Raw genomic sequence first — 21,880 nt, 5'->3', positions numbered from 1 at the left:
TATGAAAGAATCAAAATTTTTAAGTCTTGACAGTTTGTCATTTCAGGAGTTTGATGAAAACTCTGAGTTAATTCCTTTAATGACACCTGAAGATGAAGCACAGATCAACAATGAAGAATTACCCGGAACACTTCCAATATTACCACTTCGGAATACTGTTTTATTTCCAGGTGTCGTAATTCCAATTACTGCAGGAAGGGATAAATCCATAAAACTTATTAATGATTCCAATAAGGGTAGCAAGGTAATTGGCGTAGTGTCTCAAAAAGATGGTAGTATTGAAGATCCTGAAGGCAAAGATGTTTACGCCACAGGTACTGTGGCGCGCATTCTCCGTGTATTGAAAATGCCTGATGGCAATACAACTATTATTATACAAGGGAAAAAGCGTTTTGAAATTGATAAGGTAATTACGGAGGACCCTTACATAACAGCAACAGTTAAAGATGTTGCAGAAGCAAAACCTACTGAAGATAATGAGGAGTTTTCAGCCATTATCGAGTCTATTAAAGACCTGGCACTTCAAATTATTAAGGACAGTCCTAACATTCCAACAGAGGCTACCTTTGCAATAAAGAATATTGAGAGTAATTCTTTTCTGGTGAACTTTGTATCCTCTAACATGAATCTGTCGGTTGAAGAGAAGCAAAAATTATTAGAAATTAATGATCTGAAGGAACGTGCGTTAGCCACTTTAAAATATATGAATGTTGAGTTCCAAAAACTGGAACTTAAAAATGATATTCAATCTAAGGTTCAGAGTGACATGAGCCAGCAACAGCGTGAGTATTTCTTGCATCAACAAATGAAAACCATTCAGGAAGAATTGGGTGGCGTGTCTTATGATGAAGAGATTGATGAGATGAAAACGCGATCTAAATCCAAAAAATGGGATGAAAAAGTCGAGACTCATTTTCAAAAGGAGTTAATGAAATTGCAACGCATGAATCCGCAGGTTGCAGAATATTCCATTCAGAGAAATTACCTCGATCTTTTTCTAGAATTGCCGTGGAATGAATTCAGTAAAGATAAGTTTGACTTAAAACGTGCCAAGCGTATTTTAGACCGTGATCATTATGGATTGGATGACGTAAAACGTAGAATTATTGAATATCTGGCAGTGTTAAAATTGCGTAATGATATGAAATCGCCAATTCTTTGTTTATATGGTCCTCCAGGAGTAGGGAAGACCTCATTGGGTAGATCGGTTGCTGAAGCATTGGGACGAGAATATGTACGTATGTCTTTAGGTGGGTTACGTGATGAAGCGGAGATACGCGGGCATAGAAAAACTTATATAGGAGCCATGCCAGGACGTATCTTACAAAGCTTAAAGAAAGCAGGAACATCTAATCCTGTATTTGTATTGGATGAGATAGACAAATTGTCTAACAGTAATCAGGGCGATCCTTCTTCTGCTATGTTAGAAGTATTGGATCCTGAGCAAAATGGCGACTTCCACGATAACTTTTTAGAAATGGGCTTTGACCTTTCTAAGGTGATGTTTATTGCTACGGCAAATAGCCTAAGCACTATACAACCTGCCTTGTTGGATCGTATGGAGATTATTGACGTTACAGGATATACCATTGAAGAAAAGGTAGAAATTGCCAAACGCCATTTATTGCCTAAACAACTTAAGGAACACGGACTTACTGATGTCGATTTGAAAATTGCAAAACCACAATTAGAAAAGATTGTAGAGGGCTATACGAGAGAATCCGGTGTCAGAGGCTTGGAAAAACAATTGGCAAAAATGGTTCGTTATGCGGCCAAAAATATTGCTATGGAAGAGCCTTATAATAAAAAGGTCTCTAATGAAGATGTTATTGAAGTTTTAGGTTCGCCACGTATGGAGCGAGACAAATATGAAAATAATAATGTAGCCGGGGTTGTAACCGGACTGGCATGGACGCGCGTAGGTGGTGATATTTTATACATAGAATCGATACTTTCTAAGGGTAAAGGAAATTTGACCATTACCGGTAACTTAGGTACGGTGATGAAAGAATCGGCTACTATTGCTATGGAGTACATAAAGTCTAATGCAGATGAATTTGGTATAGACCCTGAAGTGTTTGGCAAATATAACGTTCATATTCATGTGCCAGAAGGTGCAACACCAAAAGATGGTCCAAGTGCCGGTGTGACGATGCTAACTTCTTTAGTGTCATTGTTTACGCAGCGTAAAGTGAAAAACAGCTTGGCAATGACAGGAGAAATCACTTTAAGAGGAAAGGTGCTGCCCGTAGGTGGAATTAAGGAAAAGATTTTGGCAGCAAAACGCGCTAGAATAAAAGAAATCCTGCTTTGTGAAGACAATAGACGCGACATCGAAGAAATCAAACCTGAATATTTAAAAGGATTAAAATTCCATTATGTCACAGATATGAGTGATGTATTGAAAGAAGCCTTAACTGACGAGAAAGTCAAGAATGCTAAAACCTTATAACTAGAACGGCAACAAATTGTTGCCGTTTTTTTTTGTCATAAAAATAGAATAAAACATATCAGCGCATTACCCAAGAAATCTTACTTTTGTCCTTCTATGGTTAAGAGGATTGCTGTTTTATTTTTCATTTCCATCAATATATCAGTTTATGCTCAACTTGGTGGAGAATCGACGTATCAATTTTTGAATTTAGTGTCCTCGCCTCGTCAAGCCGCACTGGGTGGTAAAGTGATTACTAATTTTGATTACGATGTAACAGGTGGCTTGTATAATCCTGCCAGCATCAATCCGCTCATGGATAATCAATTGGCATTAAATTATTCCAGTTATTTAGGAGGTGTTAGTTATGGTACCGGATCATATGCTTATACATGGGATAGACATGTGCAAACTTTTCACGTGGGGGTGACCTATATCAACTACGGGACATTTGACGGCTATGATGAAAGCGGTAACTCTACCGGAACCTTTACAGGTAATGAGGCAGCCTTATCGTTTGGGTATTCCTACCAAGTTCCATTCTCAGATTTCTATGTCGGCGCTAGTGGTAAGTTGATCACTTCTAAACTAGAACAGTATAATTCTATTGGAGGGGCCATAGATGTTGGGGTGATTTATGTGAATGAGAAACTCGATTTTCACGCGGCAATTACCATCAGAAACCTTGGTACCCAATTTACGTCGTACGCCGACTTAAACGAGAAACTGCCTGTAGAAGTGACCCTAGGATTATCACAGAGTTTACAATATGTGCCCATAAGATGGCATCTCACATTTGATAATTTACAACAATGGCCTATTGGTGTGTCCAATCCAGCCCGAGCAACGACCGATTTAGACTGCAATCAAACTCAAGAAAAAGTCGGTTTTTTGAATGCATTGATGCGTCATACCATTTTGGGTGCCGAACTCTTTCCAGAAGCTGGATTTAATCTGAGAGTGGGTTATAATTTTAGACGTGCCGAAGAACTTCGCATTGTAGATCAGCGTAACTTTTCAGGACTTTCCTTTGGGATTGGCATCAAACTTAATAAATTGCGCTTCAATTATTCCCATGCACGCTATAGCGGCGCTTCAAACACAAGTTTTTTCGGTTTGCAAATAGATTTAAGATAAATGAAGAAGATTACAATTGCCATTGATGGATTTTCATCCACAGGAAAGAGTACGGTAGCCAAACAATTGGCTAAAGCCTTAAATTATGTGTATGTAGATTCGGGTGCTATGTATCGGGCAGTAACGCTTTATGCAATGCAACATGGCATCATTTCTGAAGCGTATTTTAATGTAGACCGATTGGTAACAGAATTAGACCATGTACAGATAGGTTTTAAATATAATGCAACGCTTGGTTTTGCAGAAGTCTATTTAAACGGAAAAAATGTTGAAAATGACATTAGAACATTAGAAGTATCACAGCATGTTAGTCGAGTAGCTGAAATTTCAGAGGTACGGCGCATGTTAGTGAGGCAACAACAGGTGATGGGCAAGGAAAAAGGTGTTGTTATGGATGGGAGAGATATTGGTACAGTGGTCTTTCCAGATGCTGAATTAAAATTTTTTATGACCGCATCTGCAGAAACCAGAGCTAAAAGACGCTACAAAGAATTACTAGAGCGACATGAACATGTAAGCTATGAGGATGTGTTGAAAAACGTGATGTCAAGAGATTTAATTGATTCTACGCGCGAAGACTCGCCACTGATTAAAGCCCAAGACGCCTTAGAGATTGACAATTCTGATATGTCATTAGTGGCGCAATTTGAAAAATTGTACAACATGGCCCAACGCGTCATTAATCAAGAATAAAATCAAATATTAAACAAAAAACGATCCAATGGATCGTTTTTTTATTGTTATCAAGATTTAGATTAGTCGTTTGGAATAATAAGTTCTTGATCTGGATGAATCATATCTGGATTTTTCAGAATGTCAGTATTTGCAGAAAAAATCTTTTGGTATTTAGAGGCATCACCATAATATTGTTTAGCAATTTTACCAAGGGTTTCACCAGATTTTACAGTATGTCTTGCATATACAGAAGTATCAGCTACTTTAATGTCAGCCTTAATGTCAGAAGGGTTTTCTCCACCAATGGCTTTGATTTTATCCCATAACAGATTCTTTTCATATTGAGTCTTAGCTGTACCTTTAATTTTTAGAACACCATTTTCTTCAGAAACATCGCCGTTTTGAATGTTTAGTTCTTGACCAAGATCTAACACACTTTGATACTTAGATTTTACCATAATAATTGATTTTTTAAATTTATGTAAACGTAAATATACCTGGTTTTATTGGCTCTTGATAACCCAATTGCAATCAATTGTTCTCCATTTACTTTTGTCGGAAGTAAAATATTGTTATGGATCCTTATTTAATTTGTAAATGAGATATTTATATTGTATTTTTGCACTCCTTTTAGCGGCACCCATTGGAAGATAAAAGGAACGAAAACTAAAAGCAAATAACACTTCTGAGTGTTGTCCGCATAAAACTTCCTCCAACACCCAGAATACAAAATTAGTATTCAGCACATGTCTGAAAAAGAAACAAAACAAGCCGAAGTAGATACTACTAACGCTACAGAAACTGCAGTAGAAACACAAACTACTGAAAATGCAGCTCCTAAAGTATCAGAGGCGCAAGCAAATCCTGAAAAATTCTTAAAAGATTTTAACTGGCACAATTACGAAGAAGGAATTGAGCAAGTTGATGACAAGAAACTACAGGAATTCGAAAAATTAGTATCAGAAAATTTCGTGGACACCCTTGATGATGAAGTTGTTGAAGGTGAAGTGATCCATATTTCTGATCGTGACGCTATTATTGATATCAATGCAAAATCTGAAGGTGTAATTTCTCTTAACGAGTTCCGTTACAACCCAAATTTAAAAGTTGGTGACAAAGTAGAAGTATTAATTGATGTACGTGAAGATGCTAACGGACAGTTGGTATTATCTCATCGTAAAGCTAGAGTAATCAAAGCTTGGGATCGTGTAAACAATGCACATGACACTGGCGAAATCGTAAACGGTTTTGTTAAATGTCGTACTAAAGGTGGTATGATCGTTGACGTATTTGGTATTGAAGCTTTCTTGCCAGGTTCTCAAATTGACGTGAAACCAATTAGAGATTACGATCAGTATGTTAATAAAACAATGGAATTTAAAGTTGTTAAAATCAACCACGAATTCAAAAACATTGTAGTTTCTCATAAAGCTCTTATTGAAGCTGATATCGAAGAACAGAAAAAAGAAATCATTGGTCAATTAGAAAAAGGTCAAGTATTAGAAGGTGTTGTTAAAAACATTACTTCTTACGGTGTCTTTATTGATCTTGGTGGTGTAGATGGTTTAGTTCATATTACTGACCTTTCTTGGTCACGTATCAACCATCCAAACGAAATTGTAGAATTGGATCAGAAACTTAACGTGGTAATCCTTGATTTTGATGAAGATAAATCAAGAATCCAATTAGGTCTAAAACAATTGAGCAAGCATCCTTGGGAAGCTTTAGGCGAAAACGTAAAAGTTGGAGATAAAGTGAAAGGTAAAGTTGTTGTAATTGCTGATTACGGTGCATTCATTGAAGTAGAAGAAGGTGTAGAAGGCTTGGTTCACGTAAGTGAAATGTCTTGGTCAACACATTTACGTTCTGCTCAAGATTTTGTAAAAGTTGGTGACGAGATTGAAGCGGTTATTTTAACTCTTGATAGAGAAGATCGTAAAATGTCATTAGGTATCAAACAATTGACACCAGACCCATGGACTGACATCACTTCTAAATATCCAGTAGGTTCTAAGCATACAGGTATTGTACGTAACTTTACAAACTTTGGTGTATTTGTAGAATTAGAAGAAGGTATTGACGGATTGATTTACATCTCTGACTTATCTTGGACTAAGAAAATCAAACATCCAAGTGAGTTCTGTAACGTAGGTGATAAGTTAGATGTTGTGGTATTGGAGTTGGATGTTGAAGGACGTAAATTAAGTTTAGGTCACAAACAAACAACTGCTAATCCTTGGGACAAATACGAAACTGAATTTGCTTTAGGAACTACTCATACAGCAGAAATTTCTGAGATGGTTGATAAAGGTGCAACCGTAGAGTTTAATGAAGATATCGTTGCTTTCGTACCTTCACGCCACTTAGAAATGGAAGATGGTAAAAAATTGAAAAAAGGTGATACTGCTGAATTCAAAATTATTGAGTTCAATAAAGAATTCAAACGTGTTGTCGCTTCTCATACGGCTATCTTTAAACAAGAAGAAATTGCTAACGTAAAAGCTGCTGTTGCTAAAGCAGAAGCTTCTGCAGCAGAGGCAAAACCAACACTTGGTGATGCAAACGATGCTTTACAAGCTCTTAAAGATAAAATGGACGGGAAGAAATAATCTTTCAAAACATTTGTAAATCAAAGCCTTCAACCCATGTTGAAGGCTTTTTTTATGCGGTTGTTTTCCTCTTTGAGTCTTAGATACATAAAAGCATTGCACACACAAATATTTATCCTAAATTTGTAAACCAAATACGTTTGGAAAACTATGAGCCAAAAAGTTCTACTTAACGCAAAAGAGATCAATATCATTCTCCATAGATTGGCTTGTCAACTGATTGAAAAACACAACGATTTTACGGATACAGTTCTCATAGGCATTCAGCCCAGAGGAAAATTCTTGGCTAACAGACTAGCTCAAATATTAAAGGATGACTATAAAATCGATCACATTCAATTAGGTCATTTAGACATTACTTTTTTTAGAGATGATTTTCGGCGTGGAGAAAAGCCTTTAGAGGCCAATACCACCGAAATTAATTTTATCGTGGAAGACAAGAATATTGTATTTATAGATGACGTGCTCTATACTGGTAGAAGTATCCGTTCTGCGCTAACTGCGATACAGTCTTTTGGACGCCCAAATGAAATTGAACTCTTAACCCTAATTGACAGACGTTTCAGTCGGCACTTACCTATACAGCCTAATTATAGAGGACGACAGGTAGATGCCATCAACAAGGAAAAAGTTAAGGTCAATTGGATAGAGAATGAAGGTGAGGATACGGTGTATTTAGTTGAAGCGTAATTATGGGCAAAATAATTAATAGAGTATAAATACAGTAAGCAATGAGCGAATTAAGTGTCAATCACTTATTGGGAATTAAATATCTAAATTCACAGGATATCCAACTTATTTTTGAAACTGCCGATCATTTTAAGGAAGTTATTAACCGACCAATTAAAAAAGTACCCTCGCTCCGAGATATTACCATTGCCAATCTATTTTTTGAAAACTCTACCCGCACCAAACTCTCTTTTGAACTGGCCGAAAAACGACTCTCTGCAGATGTCATTAATTTTTCAGCCTCACAATCATCCGTAAAAAAAGGAGAAACCTTAATTGATACTGTCAACAATATTCTATCCATGAAAGTGGATATGGTGGTTATGCGACATCCAAATCCTGGTGCTAGTGTTTTTCTTTCGCAACATGTTAACGCAAGTATCATAAACGCTGGAGATGGCGCCCACGAACACCCTACACAGGCCTTACTGGACAGTTATTCCATTCGTGAACGATTGGGTGAAGTACAAGGGAAAAATGTGGTTATCGTTGGCGATATACTGCACAGCCGTGTGGCTTTGTCCAATATTTTCGCTTTGCAATTACAAGGCGCTAATGTGATGGTGTGCGGACCAAAAACCTTATTGCCAAAATACATCGATAAATTAGGCGTGAAAGTAGAAACAAATCTTAAAAAAGCCTTACAGTGGTGTGATGTGGCCAATATGCTCCGAGTACAGAATGAACGCATGGATATGACTTATTTTCCATCCACCCGAGAATATACACAGCAGTATGGGGTAAATAGAGCCTTGCTCAATTCTTTAGACAAAGAAATAACAATTATGCACCCGGGACCAATTAACCGTGGCGTGGAGATTACTAGTGACGTTGCCGATTCTAAACAAGCCATTATTTTGGATCAGGTTCAAAATGGTGTGGCTATAAGAATGGCGGTCATATACTTATTAGCTTCTAAAATTAAACATTAAAACAGACAGGTATGCTTTTTGACAAAGACAACAACATCACTATTATTACGCAAGAAAAAAGTACCATTGTTGAATTGGTAAAAAAACTTCAAGCAACATATCCAAAATTTAAAAACGATGATGTCATTATAAATTTATCGGTGATTCGAGAAGTAAGTTTACAAGATATTATCGAGTTTTTAGAAATATCCAACATGCACCGTCGCGCCAAACATTCCTTTGTAATTGTGACAAATAAAATCAATATAGAAGAAACGCCAGACGAAATTATGGTGGTTCCAACACTTAAAGAAGCGTATGATCTTATTGAAATGGAGGAGATGGAGCGCGATTTGGGAATCTAAAATACGTTTATAAGTTGAGGAGTTTAAAGTTTAGATGTACCTAGTGTAAAGTCCTCAAAAGCTATTGGACAGGTACTAAACCTCATAAACTAAAAACTTCTAAACTCATACTATGAAACTTACCATACTCGGTTGCTTCAGCGCCACGCCACGAAAGGATACTAATCCTACCGCTCAAGTTTTAGAGATTAATAATCATCTGTTCTTGATTGATTGTGGAGAAGGAACGCAAGTAGAGTTACGCCGCAATAAAATCAAGTTTGCACGTATTAAGCATATTTTTATTTCCCATTTACACGGCGATCATTTCTTTGGTTTGGTCGGTTTGATTTCGACATTCCGACTGTTAACCCGTGAAACGGAATTGCATATCCACTGCCCAAAAGGTCTTAAGGAAGTCATTATCATGCAAATGAAATTAGCAGATTCCTGGACCAATTATCCACTCATTTTTCATGAGTTGACTTCAGACGATTCTGAACTTATTTTTGAAGATGAAAAGGTAGAGGTGTGGACCATTCCTTTGGATCATCGTGTATATACTAATGGCTTTTTATTTAAGGAAAAGGAGGGGGAGCGGCATTTAAACATGCCTGCAGTTATAGAGGCCAATATTGACATTGCCTATTACAATAAATTAAAACAAGGTCATGATGTATTAAATAATGACGGCGTACTCATTGATCATAAAAAAGTAACTTCTGCTCCAAATCCAACAAAAAGTTATGCCTTTTGCAGTGATACTGCATATAAAGAAAGTATTGTTCCTATTATAAAAGATGTAGATGTGCTCTATCATGAATCCACGTTTTTAGACAAGCACGCACATCTTGCTCCAAAAACGAAACATTCCACTGCCAAAGAGGCCGCACAAATTGCGAAAATGGCCAATGTAAAAATGCTTATCTTAGGTCATTATTCCACGCGCTATGACGATTTGAATCAATTTAAACTGGAAGCACAAACCATTTTTAAAGCTGTTAAATTAGCTAAAGATGGAAAACAATTTAATTTTGATTGAATTCCTTAAGATGTTTTACCCAATTCAGCGCTTCAACTAAACTACCGCAACGCTTAAGGCTGATATTTGCAAATTGTTTTTCTATGGATGCGTTGATATATCCAAAATCATTATATACAACGGTGGCACTCGCAATTATAAAATTAAACTCCTTATGAAATCTGTGCCATAAGTGAGGATCAATAGAGTAGGATTCTACGCGATTTGATATGTAGGCTATTTCAAAATCTTCACCATAATAGGTACCAATTGCTTCTATAACTTCCAAAATTTTGTCCCAATCAAAATGGATGCCTTCATGTAGTTCTGAGATGACAAAGTTTTTACATAGAAAGAAATCTCCAAATGAGAATTCAATTTTAAAATGTGGTACCAGGTCAAAAAATATACTTTTTTCAAATCGCATTTCAGGTAAATTTTGGTTAAATTTATAAGAATTTGATGAACAAAAAAAAAATCAATTACGTTTAACTTTTACGAAATTTGTAATGAATACAGACTTAGGGAATTATAGAAAATCTTACGAGAAACAGGAATTGTTGGAATCTAATATTAGCAACAATCCTTTAGAAGTTTTTCAGAAATGGTTTCATGAAGTGGATACAAATTTTGATGAAGGAGAAACCAATGCCATGACCATAGCGACAGTTGGTTTAGATGGTTTTCCAAAAAGTAGAGTCGTGTTGCTTAAAAAATTCACCCATGAAGGCTTTATTTTTTATACCAATTATGAAAGCGAAAAAGGAAGAGCTATACTCAAAAATCCGAAGGTATGCTTATCCTTCTTTTGGCCCAAGGCAGAACGTCAAATTATTATTAAAGGTGTGGCTGAAAAAATAGCGGCAAATATGAGTGACGGCTATTTTGAATCCCGTCCGCGCGGAAGTCAATTAGGTGCTTTAGTGTCGCATCAAAGTGAAGTTGTTGAAAGTAGAGAAGTACTTAAAATGAACCTCCACGAACTTGAGAAGCAATATCAGTCCAAGGAGATTCCGCGACCTGCGTATTGGGGCGGATTTATAGTAAAGCCGGTTTCTATGGAATTCTGGCAAGGGCGTCCCAATAGATTACATGACAGGATTCGATTCCTTCTGAATGACGAATTTGATTGGATTATGGAACGTTTGGCTCCTTAAACATAAACTCCCTACTTAAACCCATAACTTTATAATTATATAAATACTATTAATGTGCGCATGTATTAAGTCTATTTTACGGCAATTAAATAGCTTTAAAAAACTTAGACATGATAACGTAATTTATATTCCAAATCTATTGCCATGTAAATACTCATAAGATTATTTATTTTATTTAAAATTTCATGACGGTTATACCTGATCTGCTTCTACTTCGCTAAAGTAGGCCTCATTTTCACTTTCTACCTTAAAATTTTAGAGTTTAGCTTAGCTCTATTTTACATCTTCATTATAGAAGTCTTAAAGATTCTATAAGTGGCGTTTCGTTGTCGATGAAATGCTATTTTCAACGACCAAAGCACAAAAATTTTTGTCAAAACGTGCATTTCATCGATGATTGACATAAAAAATCGATTAAGTGTGTGTCTTTCATCGATTTTAACATTTCTTTAACAGTTTTTGTTGATTTCTCTTCTAATTTAGCTAGACCAAATCGAATAATCCACGTATGAAACCTACGCTATACCTGCCTTTGTTGGCCTTCGTTGCCATGCTTACGTTCTCTTGCTCTTCAGAAAAACTAGATGAGCAACAATTAGATCCTACAGCTATAAATGTACCAGCAACCAAGACTATTGAAGTAGAAATTCTTGAGTTAATTAATGCACATAGACTAAATTTAGGGTTGACTGCCTTAAACAACTTAAGTATTATAAAATCTGTGGCATACACACACACTGATTATATGGTAAGCGTTAATCAGGTTAACCATGATAATTTTTACCAACGTAAAGAAAGCTTGGTTAATAATGCCTCAGCCACGAAGGTTTCTGAAAATGTAGCTTACTCCTACACGTCAGCTGAATCAGTTGTAAAGGCATGGTTAAACAGTCCTGGTCATAAGGCCGTTATAGAAGGTGATTTTACAGATTTTGATATTTCAGCAGAGAAAAATTTAGAAGGTAAATGGTATTTTACCAATATCTTCATCAAACGATAATATAATTGATTTTTAAGTTTAGTTATTTTGTAAAGAGCCACTCTATGAGTGGTTTTTTTATTCTTATAATTGACTCTATTTACGGGTTACCAGAAAAGTTTTTTTCATAAACGGAATCTAGAGGTGCATTTTATGATCATTATTTCGATTACATTACATAAGAAAAAATGCTTACACTTTTTCAGTGACGGCTAATTGTAAAACCATATATAAAAAAAAGCAGACTCTTGAGTCTGCTTTTTAATGATAATTATGTTATTGCTATTTCTTTAAAATATAGAAGTAGGATCTTCTATTTAGTTGATGTTCTTCAGAACTACATTTTACGCCGTTAGAACATTTATTCAATAACTGGGTTTCTCCGTAACCTATAGCACTTTCTATACGTTCTTTGGCAATGCCACGGGATAGAATATAGTCTCTAGTAGATTTCGCTCTTCGGTCAGACAATTTCATGTTATAATTATCACTTCCTCTACTGTCCGTATGCGATTCTATTTTGATGACCATTTCTGGGTGTTCTCTCATGACATCCACAATATGCTCCAATTCATATTCAGCGTCTGTCCTAATATTCCATTTATCGAAATCGAAGAAAATAGGATTGATCACAATTTGATCATTGTCTATTAATGGTGTTAAGTAGAGATCGGCATTATTTACCTTTCCATTTTCGAAGTTGGTAGCCACCTTTTTCATATCGTCCTTGTAATCTTTTTTGCTACCTAATACTGTATAGTCTTTATCACAATCTGCATCAAATTTAAATGCACCAGTTTCAGTGGTCATTACGGTAGCAATTATCTTTCCATTACTGTTAATTAACTTCACTTCCACATTTGCAAGTAGCTCATTAGTTTTAAGGTCTCTAGCAATACCTTCAATCCTTTGTGCACAAGGTTCTGCGTTAAAACGGTAAATGTCATCACTACCTTTACCTCCTGGTCTGTTAGAAGAAAAATAACCTGTTTTGGTACTATCGTCCATGAAGTATGCAAAATCATCATAGCCGCTATTATAAGGAGCTCCTAAGTTTTCCGGTTGAGCATTTTCGTCTTTTAAAATGTTAGATTTGTAAATATCCAATAGCCCTAAATTTAAATAGCCATCTGAGGAGAAGTAGAATGTACTGTCTTTAGCTACAAAAGGAAACATTTCACGTCCCGCAGTATTTACCCTAGGTCCTAAATTTTTAGGTGTGCTATATTTTCCGTCTTCTAAAATATCAACAACGTATATATCCGTTTGACCAAATCCACCTTCACGATCTGATACGAAATATAATTTTGTGTTATCTGGACTTAATGTTGGGTGTCCATTAGAAAAGTAAGTATCATTAAAAGGCAACTCTACAATAGACTCCCATTGGCCATCTTTTAAAGATGCTTTGTACAATTTAAGATGGGAGGTACCTTTGCGATCATAATCCAATTTGTTTCTTTTTGTCACATTATCTCTGGTAAAGTACATTGTTTGGCCATCATTGGTAATGGCTAATGTGGCTTCATGATAGGCTGTGTTAATTTTTGAAGACTTGATAAAATCAGGTTCACCAAAATTCTTTTTTCCTAACGAGTCGGTTACAGATAGCACATATAAATCTAAAAAAGGTTCATCATTCCACCCGTAGTTCTTTTTTAAATCCTTATGTCTTGAAGATGCAAAATACAAATTACCGTTAGCTGTATACCCACCAAAATCAGAGAACTCACTATTAAATGGCAAATTTTCAATTTCTACAACAACATCCTCTGTAGAGGCTAACTCTTCGTACATCTCAAGATTATTGGCATCAAAGTCTTTAACCCGACTGTCGCCACTTTGAATTTCTTTAAATTTAACTAACCATTTGTCAGCTTCAACATAATTACCAATACTTCTTAAACTTTGAATATATCTAAAAATGTATTCTGGATTAATTTTGTTGTATTTGTTTACAGCCTTTCCATACCATAGGGCAGCTTCCTTAGACCTTGAGTTGTTATAGTAACAATCTCCTAATCTCGTTAAAACATGCTCACTGCTGTCACCTTTTTTAACGGCTTCCTCATAGAGCTCTGTTGCTTTTACATAGGCATAATTCTCGAAGAATTTATCAGCCAATTTTTTTTGAGCAACCATGAACGTGCTACTAAGCGCAAAAAGAAATATAAATAATTTTGTTTTCATAGTCATAGGTTTTAGAAGTATCGAGGCGATTTAATACGTTTACTTTTAAAGATTTCGAACATCAAGAGAATTTCATGAGTACCACTGGTATAAGGTCTTAGGTCTGAGAATGGATATTCATATGCATATCCAATCCTTAATTGTTTAGACACCTGAAAATCAGCTATCCCGCTAATAGCAGAGGTTCTTTCGTCAATTCTATAGCCTCCACCAATCCAGAATACATCATTAAAAAGGAAGTTGGCGGTCAGATCTAAGGATAATGGTGCACCATTGGTTGCTTTTAGCATAAATGCAGGTTTAAATTTGGTAGTTGCACCTACATCAAAAACGTACCCTCCTGTAAAATAGTAGCTTAATCGCTCCAATGCCTCAAATTCTTGCTCGCCATTATAATCAGAGTTTAATAGTCGGGGTGCAGATAAACCTAAATACCACCTGTTTGAATGCCAATAAGCACCAGCACCAATATTTGGTTTCCATCTATTCTCATAGCCATAAATTACAGGGTCATCAAATTCTGCTTCCCTAAATTCGGGATCCAAACTAAAACCGGTAAAACCACCTTTTAATCCGAAAGCTAGTTTCGTATTTTGTCCTGTCTGAATAGTGTATGAAAAATCAGCATACAAATATTGGAAGTTTTGATATCCCAATTCGTCATTAATAAATGACATACCGAGACCAATTTTCTCATTGCGCAATGGAGTATGTATGGATAAAGTCTGGGTTGTTGGTGCTCCTTCGAGTCCTACCCATTGACTTCTGTGCAAACCAACCATGCTCAAGGTCTCACGACTACCAGCGTACGCTGGGTTGATAGAGATGGTGTTATACATATACTGTGTAAACTGTGGCAATTGTTGTGCAACTCCCATCCAGCTAGTGAACAGTATGAAAACGATAATATTAAACTTTAAGAATTTCATAGGTTAAAAGTTATTTGGTTGCAACGTAGATTGGACCTGCAAAAGGTTGTAATCCACTGTTTTTAAGATTAACGATATAGTAGTATGTTCCCGTTGGTACATAGTTAGAGTTTCCGATGGATGCTTTTGATGACGCACCATTCCAATCATTTTGGTAATTCTTAGACTCATAGATCAATGCACCCCAGCGATTGAATATCTGGAGTTCCACAGTGAACCCGCAAGACTCAACGCCGGTTACAGTAAAGAAATCATTCTTTCCGTCAGCATACGTAGTCACTGCTTTTGAGATGATCACATCTTCAGCTCCACACGGTAATACTACACAATCATCATTTAAGGTAATATTTACCACAGTTTCAGTTGTACAGAACTCGTCAGATAATGAATACATAAAAGAGTATGTTCCTAATTCCAATTGGTATGGATTAAATAGACTGCCATCTAAGCTTGCGTTGCCAGTAACTACTGTCCATTGTCCATTGGTATCATAAGAACCACTTAACAACTCAAAGAGATCAAAATTGATGTCATCTCCATTACAAAGTTCAGTGTCAGTAGTCGTAATAACATTAGCAGGATTCACATTGATGATTTGGTTGTATACCGCTTCATTCTCACAAGTATCTGTTGCTGTCCAAGTTCTTGTTATTACATAATCTGGCGAGCTTTCAGAAGCTGTAGAAGTTTCAGTGAATACAACATTAATATTGCTTGAACAAGCATCTTCAAACACCAATTCTGGGGCAGTAGGAATGTTATCACAAGCTATAGTAAGTTCTGAATCATATTCAGTAACTAGGCTAGGAGGTGTAGTATCCAATACATTTATTGTTTGTGATGCTGTAGAAGCATTACCACAGGCGTCAGTCGCCGTCCATGTTCTAGTTATAGAATATGCACCTTCACATTCACCAGCGGTAGTGATGTCTTCAAAAGTTAATGTTACTTCAGACCCACAGGTGTCAGTGGCAGAAGCTTCAGCGAAGCTCGGTGTTACATCACAGTTTACTGTAGTTTCAGCCGGTAATGCTGTAAATACTGGTGGCGTTGTGTCTTGAACGTTAATGGTCTGCGATGCCGTTGATGCATTTCCACAAGCGTCAGTCGCTGTCCATGTTCTAGTTATAGAATATGCACCTTCACATTCACCAGCAGTAGTGGTGTCTTCAAAAGTTAATGTTACTTCAGACCCACAGGTGTCAGTAGCAGAAGCTTCAGCGAAGCTTGGTGTTACATCACAGTCTACTGTAGTTTCAGCCGGTAATGCTGCAAATACTGGTGGCGTTGTGTCTTGAACGTTAATGGTTTGCGATGCCGTTGATGCATTTCCACAAGCGTCAGTCGCTGTCCATGTTCTAGTTATAGAATATGCACCTTCACATTCACCAGCTGTAGTGGTATCTTCAAAAGTTAATGTTACTTCAGACCCACAGGAGTCAGTAGCAGAAGCTTCAGCGAAGCTCGGTGTTACATCACAGTCTACTGTAGTTTCAGCCGGTAATGCTGCAAATACTGGTGGAGTTGTGTCTTGAACGTGAATGGTCTGCGATGCCGTTGATGCATTTCCACAAGCGTCAGTCGCTGTCCATGTTCTTGTTATAGAATATGCACCTTCACATTCACCAGCAGTAGTGGTGTCTTCAAAAGTTAATGTTACTTCAGACCCACAGGTGTCAGTAGCAGAAGCTTCAGCGAAGCTTGGTGTTACATCACAGTCCACTGTAGTTTCAGCCGGTAATGCTGCAAATACTGGTGGCGTTGTGTCTTGAACGTTAATGGTTTGCGATGCCGTTGAAGCGTTGCCATATGCATCAGTTGCGGTCCATATTCTTGTAATGGCATAAGTACCTTCACATTCGCCAGCAGTGGTTATATCTTCAAAAGATAACGTAACTTCAGTACTACACACATCAGTAGCCGTGGCTTCAGCGAAGTTTGGTGTAGCACCACATTCAATTGTTGAATCTGCAGGCAATTCTGCAAACACAGGTGCTGTATTATCTTGTACATTTATTGTTTGAGATGCCGTAGAAACATTTCCACATGCATCTACCGCTGTCCAAGTTCTTGTAATCGCACTAACACCTTCAGTTGAACCAGGTGTCGTTACCTCTTCAAAAGTTAAGGATACTTCAGATCCACAAGCATCTGTTGCAATTGCTTGTGCAAAAGCTGGTGTTGCCCCACATTCAATAGTGGACTCTGCAGGCAGTGCAGAAATGACTGGTGCTGTAGTGTCTTGAACGTTAATAGTCTGCGATGCCGTTGATGCATTTCCACAAGCGTCAGTCGCTGTCCATGTTCTAGTTATAGAATATGCACCTTCACATTCACCAGCAGTAGTGGTATCTTCAAAAGTTAAGGACACTTCAGATCCACAACTATCTGTTGCCGTTGCCTCAGCAAAATTTGGTGTTGCACCGCATTCAATGGTCGATTCAGCAGGGAGCGCAGAAATGACTGGTGCGGTTGTGTCTTGAACATTAATTGTTTGAGATGCAGTTGCAACATTTCCACAAGTATCAATGGCTGTCCAGATTCTAGTTACAGAATAGGTGTTTTCGCAGTTACCCGCGGTGGTAGTGTCCTCAAATGTTAAGGTTACCTCAGAGCCACATGCGTCTGTTGCCGATGCTTGCGCAAAACTTGGAGTAGCATCACAGTCTATAGTCGATTCTGCAGGTAAAGGTTCAAAAACTGGCGCTGTTGTATCCTGCACATTGATTGTTTGTGATGCTGTTGCAGTATTTCCACAGAAATCAGTTGCTGTCCATGTTCTGGTAATTGAATATGTATTGTCACATTCTCCTTGAGTAGTGGTGTCTATGAACGACAGCGTTACTGGAGAACCACAAGAATCTATAGCAGTTACTGGTGCAAAGTTTGGTGTTTCAGTACATTCAATAGTTGTTACATCAGGTAATGGTGATATAACTGGAACTATGGTGTCTATAATTGTAAATGTCGCAGTAGTACTGGATGCGTTTCCACAACCGTCAGTAGCAGTAAAGGTTACAGTAGCAGCACCTGTTGGTCCACATAAATCTGATAAGCTTGTAAAGTTATTAGACCATGAGATTGCAGAACAATCATCAGTTGCAGTAGCCCCGCCATTGGTATCTAACCAATTTTGTAAGTCCTGGATATTTCCTTTTCCATCAGATTCTACAGTCACATCAGATGCAGCAGTAATCACTGGTGGATTAGAGTCCATAATAGAATAGCTACCCGTTGTTGTGCTGGTATTTCCACACTCGTCAGTTACAGTAAACGTGACAATAACTGGTTTAGAGCAATCTGAAGTTGAGCCATCATAATTATTTGACCAAGTTAAATTAGTGGAGCAGCCATCGGAAGCAACAGCGCCACCATTTGAATTTAACCAAGCATCAAAGGCACCGTTGTTTCCATTGCCATCACATTCCACAACTAAATCAGACGCTAATGTAGTTATTGTAGGACCTGTAGTATCCATTACATTGATAACTTGCGATGCTGTTGAAGCATTTCCACAAGTATCAATAGCAGTCCAGGTTCTTGTTACAGTATAAGCCCCTGAACATGCACCATCAGTCGTAACATCCTTGAAAGTTAATGTAACTGAAGATCCACAAGCATCAACTGCTGTAGCCTGAGCAAAACTTGGTGTTTCTGAACACTCAATGGTTGATTCATTAGGGAGTGCTGCAAATACTGGAGCAGTAATGTCTTGAACATTGATTATTTGTGCTGCCGTTGAAGCATTTCCACAATTGTCAGTAGCAGTCCAAGTTCTTGTAATAGTATAAGCACCTTCACATAATCCAGGTGTTGTAACATCCTCAAAAGTTAAAGTAATATCTGAGTCGCAGGCATCAGTTGCAGTTGCTTGGACAAAGCTTGGCGTTTGTTCACAATCAATAGTTGTCTCATCAGGCAATGCAGCAAAAACAGGGGCCGTTGTATCGTTAATATTGATGGTTTGAGAAGCTGTAGATGCATTACCACAGGCATCTGTTGCAGTCCATGTTCTTGTAATAGCGTAAGCACCTTCACATGAACCAGGAGAGGTAGTATCTTCATAAGTTAAGGTCACCTCACCACCACATGCATCTAAAGCCGAAGCTTGAGCGAAGTTTGGTGTTGCACCACATTCAATTGTTGAAGGTGCAGGTAATGCGGCAAAAACAGGAGCCGTTGTATCGTTAATATTGATGGTTTGAGAAGCTGTAGATGCATTTCCACAGGCATCTATTGCAGTCCACGTTCTTGTAATGGCGTAAGTACCATCACATGAACCAGGTGTGGTAATATCCTCATAACTTAGGCTCACCTCACCACCACAAGCATCTGTAGCAGTTGCTTGAGCAAAGTTTGGCGTTGCACCACATTCAATTGTTGAAGGTGCAGGTAATGCGGCAAAAACAGGGGCCGTTGTATCGTTAATATTGATGGTTTGAGAAGCTGTAGATGCATTTCCACAGGCATCTGTTGCAGTCCACGTTCTTGTAATGGCGTAAGTACCATCACATGATCCAGTTGTTGTAACATCTACAAAAGTTAAGTTCACCTCGTCACCACATGCATCTGTAGCAGATGCTTGCGTAAAGTTTGGCGTTGCACCACATTCTATTATTGAAGGTGCCGGTAATGCAGCAAAAACAGGGGCCGTTGTATCGTTAATATTGATGGTTTGAGAAGCTGTAGATGCATTACCACAGGCATCTGTTGCAGTCCATGTTCTTGTAATAGCGTAAGCACCTTCACATGAACCAGGAGTGGTAGTATCTTCATAAGTTAAGGTCACCTCACCGCCACATGCATCTGTAGCAGTTGCTTGAGCAAAGTTTGGCGTTGCACCACATTCAATTGTTGAAGGTGCCGGTAATGAGGCAAAAACAGGAGCCGTTGTATCGTTAATATTGATGGTTTGAGAAGCTGTAGATGCATTTCCACAGGCATCTGTTGCAGTCCACGTTCTTGTAATGGCGTAAGTACCATCACATGATCCAGGTGTTGTAACATCTACAAAAGTTAAGTTCACCTCGCCACCACATGCATCTGTAGCAGTTGCTTGAGCAAAGTTTGGCGTTGCACCACATTCAATTGTTGAAGGTGAAGGTAATGCAGCAAATACCGGTGCAATAGTATCAGCAATGTTTATAGTTTGTGTAGCAGAAGCCGAATTTCCACAGTCATTAGTTATAGTAAAGGTTCTTGTAATTACAATAGGACAGGTGCCAAATTGTGCATCTTGATATGTAATTGAAACATTTGATTCTGTAAATGTTCCACCTTCCGCAGTAAATTCTGTTGTGGTGATATTTACTGGAGTTGTACTAAAGCTTAAGGCCGTAGATCCATTATTTTTTATCTCTGCAGTTGTACATCCTTCAACAGTAAAATTAGCAGGAGCTGTTATGGATGGTGTTGTACTTTCAGCAACGGAAATAGTAGTATCTGCACTAATAGTACAATTATTTTCATCTGAAACAGTCACCGTATAGGAACCTGCCGGAAGATTTGTGAATTGTGCACCATTTTGAACATATCCAGATGGTTTAGGGCTAATGCTGTAAGTATAGTTTCCAACCCCACCTGTAACACCACTTGCTAAAATTTCTCCAGTATTGCCACCACTACAGGCGATAATAGAACTGGTTAATGTCAAATTCTGCAATATCGGATTTACTGTAATGGCATGGATTTGAGAATCTACTTTGCCAACAGCATCGGTAACTTGTAACTTTACTTGATATGTTCCAGGAACCCCGAAATTATGACTAGGATTGGCTGTTGTATATTCAACACTTCCATCGTTATTAATATCCCACTTGTAAGTGTATGGATTATTGATATCACCACCAGTTGTTGTACTTGTTAGTTGAACAACATAAGAATCACAATTTGATGCCGAAGTAAAATTGGCAATTAATGGTGCGTTCACAACAAAACCTGGAGGGTTTTGATAGCATTTGGCAGGATTCGTACCACAGCTTGCGTTGCTGGTAGATTGCCACGCCATATAAAAATTCTTCAATTCAATGCGGTCACCACATGTCCAATTAATTTCTTGCAATCGTAAATTCTGACCAACAGGGATAGCTTGTTTTTCATATAGACAAGCACTCCTATGTTCACCCTCTTCACCATTTACGTATACGTCATAATCCAAGAACAAACTGTATCTGTTGGCGTTTGTATTGGCGGCAAACTTTACATAAATAAATGCCGATTGGGTTGTGCCTGGAGTACAGGTATTTGCCAATGGATTTCCATTTTCATCTGCAAGATATAAGTTAGCTAAAGTAAAGTCATTTGCGGTACAATCGGCAAGGACATCTTTAGACAGCGTTACATCTGCACTTATTGACAGGGAGTTCGATTCTCCAGAGTCAGAGTCTATATAAAATGGTTGTGTTTGTGAAAACACAAAACTTTGAATAAGGAAAACCATTAAAAACAGGCAAGGTTTTATAATGATTTGATGAGTAATTGTTTTCATAAGCCTTATTTATTAAATTATGGTATAAGAAGTGTGACTAATTATTATATGATTAAAAGCGATATTTGTTGACTTTAATATATTGGAATGTCTATAAGTTTTATTAGCAAAACAATATATTATTGATGAGTATAAAATAATTAAAGCCATATTTTTATTAATTTAGTCTTTCTTTAAAAGAATAATTAATTTGATTTAATTACTGTAGAGAAGCACACCTAAACATGACATTCAATGTCTATTTGGTAATTGTTAAAGCTTCTGAATGTTTATCTTGAGGG

At 37.5% G+C, this 21,880-nt stretch carries 15 protein-coding genes; 10 read left to right on the top strand and 5 right to left on the bottom strand.

The window, feature by feature from the left end:
• The first annotated feature begins 1 nt into the window (after window position 1).
• The 3 genes from lon (at window position 2) to cmk (ending at window position 4,261) form a co-directional block, all read left to right on the top strand.
• Window positions 2-2,452: an endopeptidase La gene (gene lon / locus BXY82_RS11140; RefSeq protein WP_133758263.1), complete on the top strand. Its 2,451-nt coding sequence runs from the start codon at window positions 2-4 to the stop codon at window positions 2,450-2,452.
• A gap of 96 nt (window positions 2,453-2,548) precedes the next feature.
• A complete protein-coding gene (gene porQ / locus BXY82_RS11135) occupies window positions 2,549-3,568 on the top strand; it encodes a type IX secretion system protein PorQ (protein ID WP_133758262.1) in 1,020 nt (339 codons plus the stop codon).
• Complete coding sequence (gene cmk / locus BXY82_RS11130; RefSeq protein WP_133758261.1) at window positions 3,569-4,261, top strand: (d)CMP kinase; 693 nt, start codon at window positions 3,569-3,571, stop codon at window positions 4,259-4,261.
• 62 nt (window positions 4,262-4,323) lie between these two features.
• On the opposite strand, the gene BXY82_RS11125 is transcribed toward cmk, so the two are convergent.
• Entirely contained in the window at window positions 4,324-4,701 is a 378-nt protein-coding gene (locus tag BXY82_RS11125) for a LysM peptidoglycan-binding domain-containing protein (RefSeq protein WP_208293694.1), read from the bottom strand.
• Window positions 4,702-4,989: 288 nt separating this feature from the next.
• Between BXY82_RS11125 and rpsA the strand changes: the two genes are divergently transcribed.
• The 5 genes from rpsA (at window position 4,990) to BXY82_RS11100 (ending at window position 9,878) form a co-directional block, all read left to right on the top strand.
• Window positions 4,990-6,852 (top strand): 30S ribosomal protein S1, encoded by a 1,863-nt coding sequence (gene rpsA / locus BXY82_RS11120; RefSeq protein ID WP_133758259.1) that lies wholly within the window; start codon window positions 4,990-4,992, stop codon window positions 6,850-6,852.
• A 150-nt stretch (window positions 6,853-7,002) separates the two neighbouring features.
• Window positions 7,003-7,542 (top strand): bifunctional pyr operon transcriptional regulator/uracil phosphoribosyltransferase PyrR, encoded by a 540-nt coding sequence (gene pyrR, locus BXY82_RS11115; RefSeq protein WP_133758258.1) that lies wholly within the window; start codon window positions 7,003-7,005, stop codon window positions 7,540-7,542.
• A 41-nt stretch (window positions 7,543-7,583) separates the two neighbouring features.
• Window positions 7,584-8,513, top strand: a complete 930-nt coding sequence (locus BXY82_RS11110) for an aspartate carbamoyltransferase catalytic subunit (protein ID WP_133758257.1) — start codon at window positions 7,584-7,586, stop codon at window positions 8,511-8,513.
• Between the two features lie 11 nt (window positions 8,514-8,524).
• The gene (locus BXY82_RS11105) at window positions 8,525-8,857 is read left to right on the top strand and encodes a ribonuclease Z (RefSeq protein WP_133758256.1); all 333 of its coding nucleotides are present in this window, start codon (window positions 8,525-8,527) and stop codon (window positions 8,855-8,857) included.
• A gap of 112 nt (window positions 8,858-8,969) precedes the next feature.
• Window positions 8,970-9,878 carry a ribonuclease Z gene (locus BXY82_RS11100; protein WP_133758255.1) on the top strand — a complete coding sequence of 303 codons (909 nt, stop codon included), beginning with the start codon at window positions 8,970-8,972 and terminating at the stop codon, window positions 9,876-9,878.
• Here BXY82_RS11100 and BXY82_RS11095 read toward each other — a convergent pair.
• Entirely contained in the window at window positions 9,865-10,284 is a 420-nt protein-coding gene (locus BXY82_RS11095) for a hypothetical protein (protein WP_133758254.1), read from the bottom strand. The two genes, BXY82_RS11100 and BXY82_RS11095, sit on opposite strands and share 14 nt — an antisense overlap.
• Before the next feature lie 82 nt (window positions 10,285-10,366).
• Between BXY82_RS11095 and pdxH the strand changes: the two genes are divergently transcribed.
• Complete coding sequence (gene pdxH / locus BXY82_RS11090; protein WP_133758253.1) at window positions 10,367-11,014, top strand: pyridoxamine 5'-phosphate oxidase; 648 nt, start codon at window positions 10,367-10,369, stop codon at window positions 11,012-11,014.
• A 508-nt stretch (window positions 11,015-11,522) separates the two neighbouring features.
• Entirely contained in the window at window positions 11,523-12,014 is a 492-nt protein-coding gene (locus BXY82_RS11085; RefSeq protein WP_133758252.1) for a CAP domain-containing protein, read from the top strand.
• Window positions 12,015-12,275: 261 nt separating this feature from the next.
• On the opposite strand, the gene BXY82_RS11080 is transcribed toward BXY82_RS11085, so the two are convergent.
• From BXY82_RS11080 to BXY82_RS11070, 3 genes are read right to left on the bottom strand one after another with little or no spacing between them, the layout of a single operon-like run.
• A complete protein-coding gene (locus BXY82_RS11080) occupies window positions 12,276-14,183 on the bottom strand; it encodes an OmpA family protein (RefSeq protein WP_133758251.1) in 1,908 nt (635 codons plus the stop codon).
• A gap of 11 nt (window positions 14,184-14,194) precedes the next feature.
• Complete coding sequence (locus BXY82_RS11075) at window positions 14,195-15,112, bottom strand: PorP/SprF family type IX secretion system membrane protein (RefSeq protein ID WP_133758250.1); 918 nt, start codon at window positions 15,110-15,112, stop codon at window positions 14,195-14,197.
• Window positions 15,113-15,122: 10 nt separating this feature from the next.
• Complete coding sequence (locus BXY82_RS11070; RefSeq protein WP_133758249.1) at window positions 15,123-21,599, bottom strand: HYR-like domain-containing protein; 6,477 nt, start codon at window positions 21,597-21,599, stop codon at window positions 15,123-15,125.
• Between the last annotated feature and the right edge of the window lie 281 nt (window positions 21,600-21,880).

Source organism: Gelidibacter sediminis, assembly GCF_004364975.1.
GTDB classification, from domain to species: Bacteria; Bacteroidota; Bacteroidia; order Flavobacteriales; family Flavobacteriaceae; genus Gelidibacter; species Gelidibacter sediminis.
Note: the sequence above shows the minus strand (reverse complement) of the source record. Positions and strands in the feature narration are given on the sequence as shown.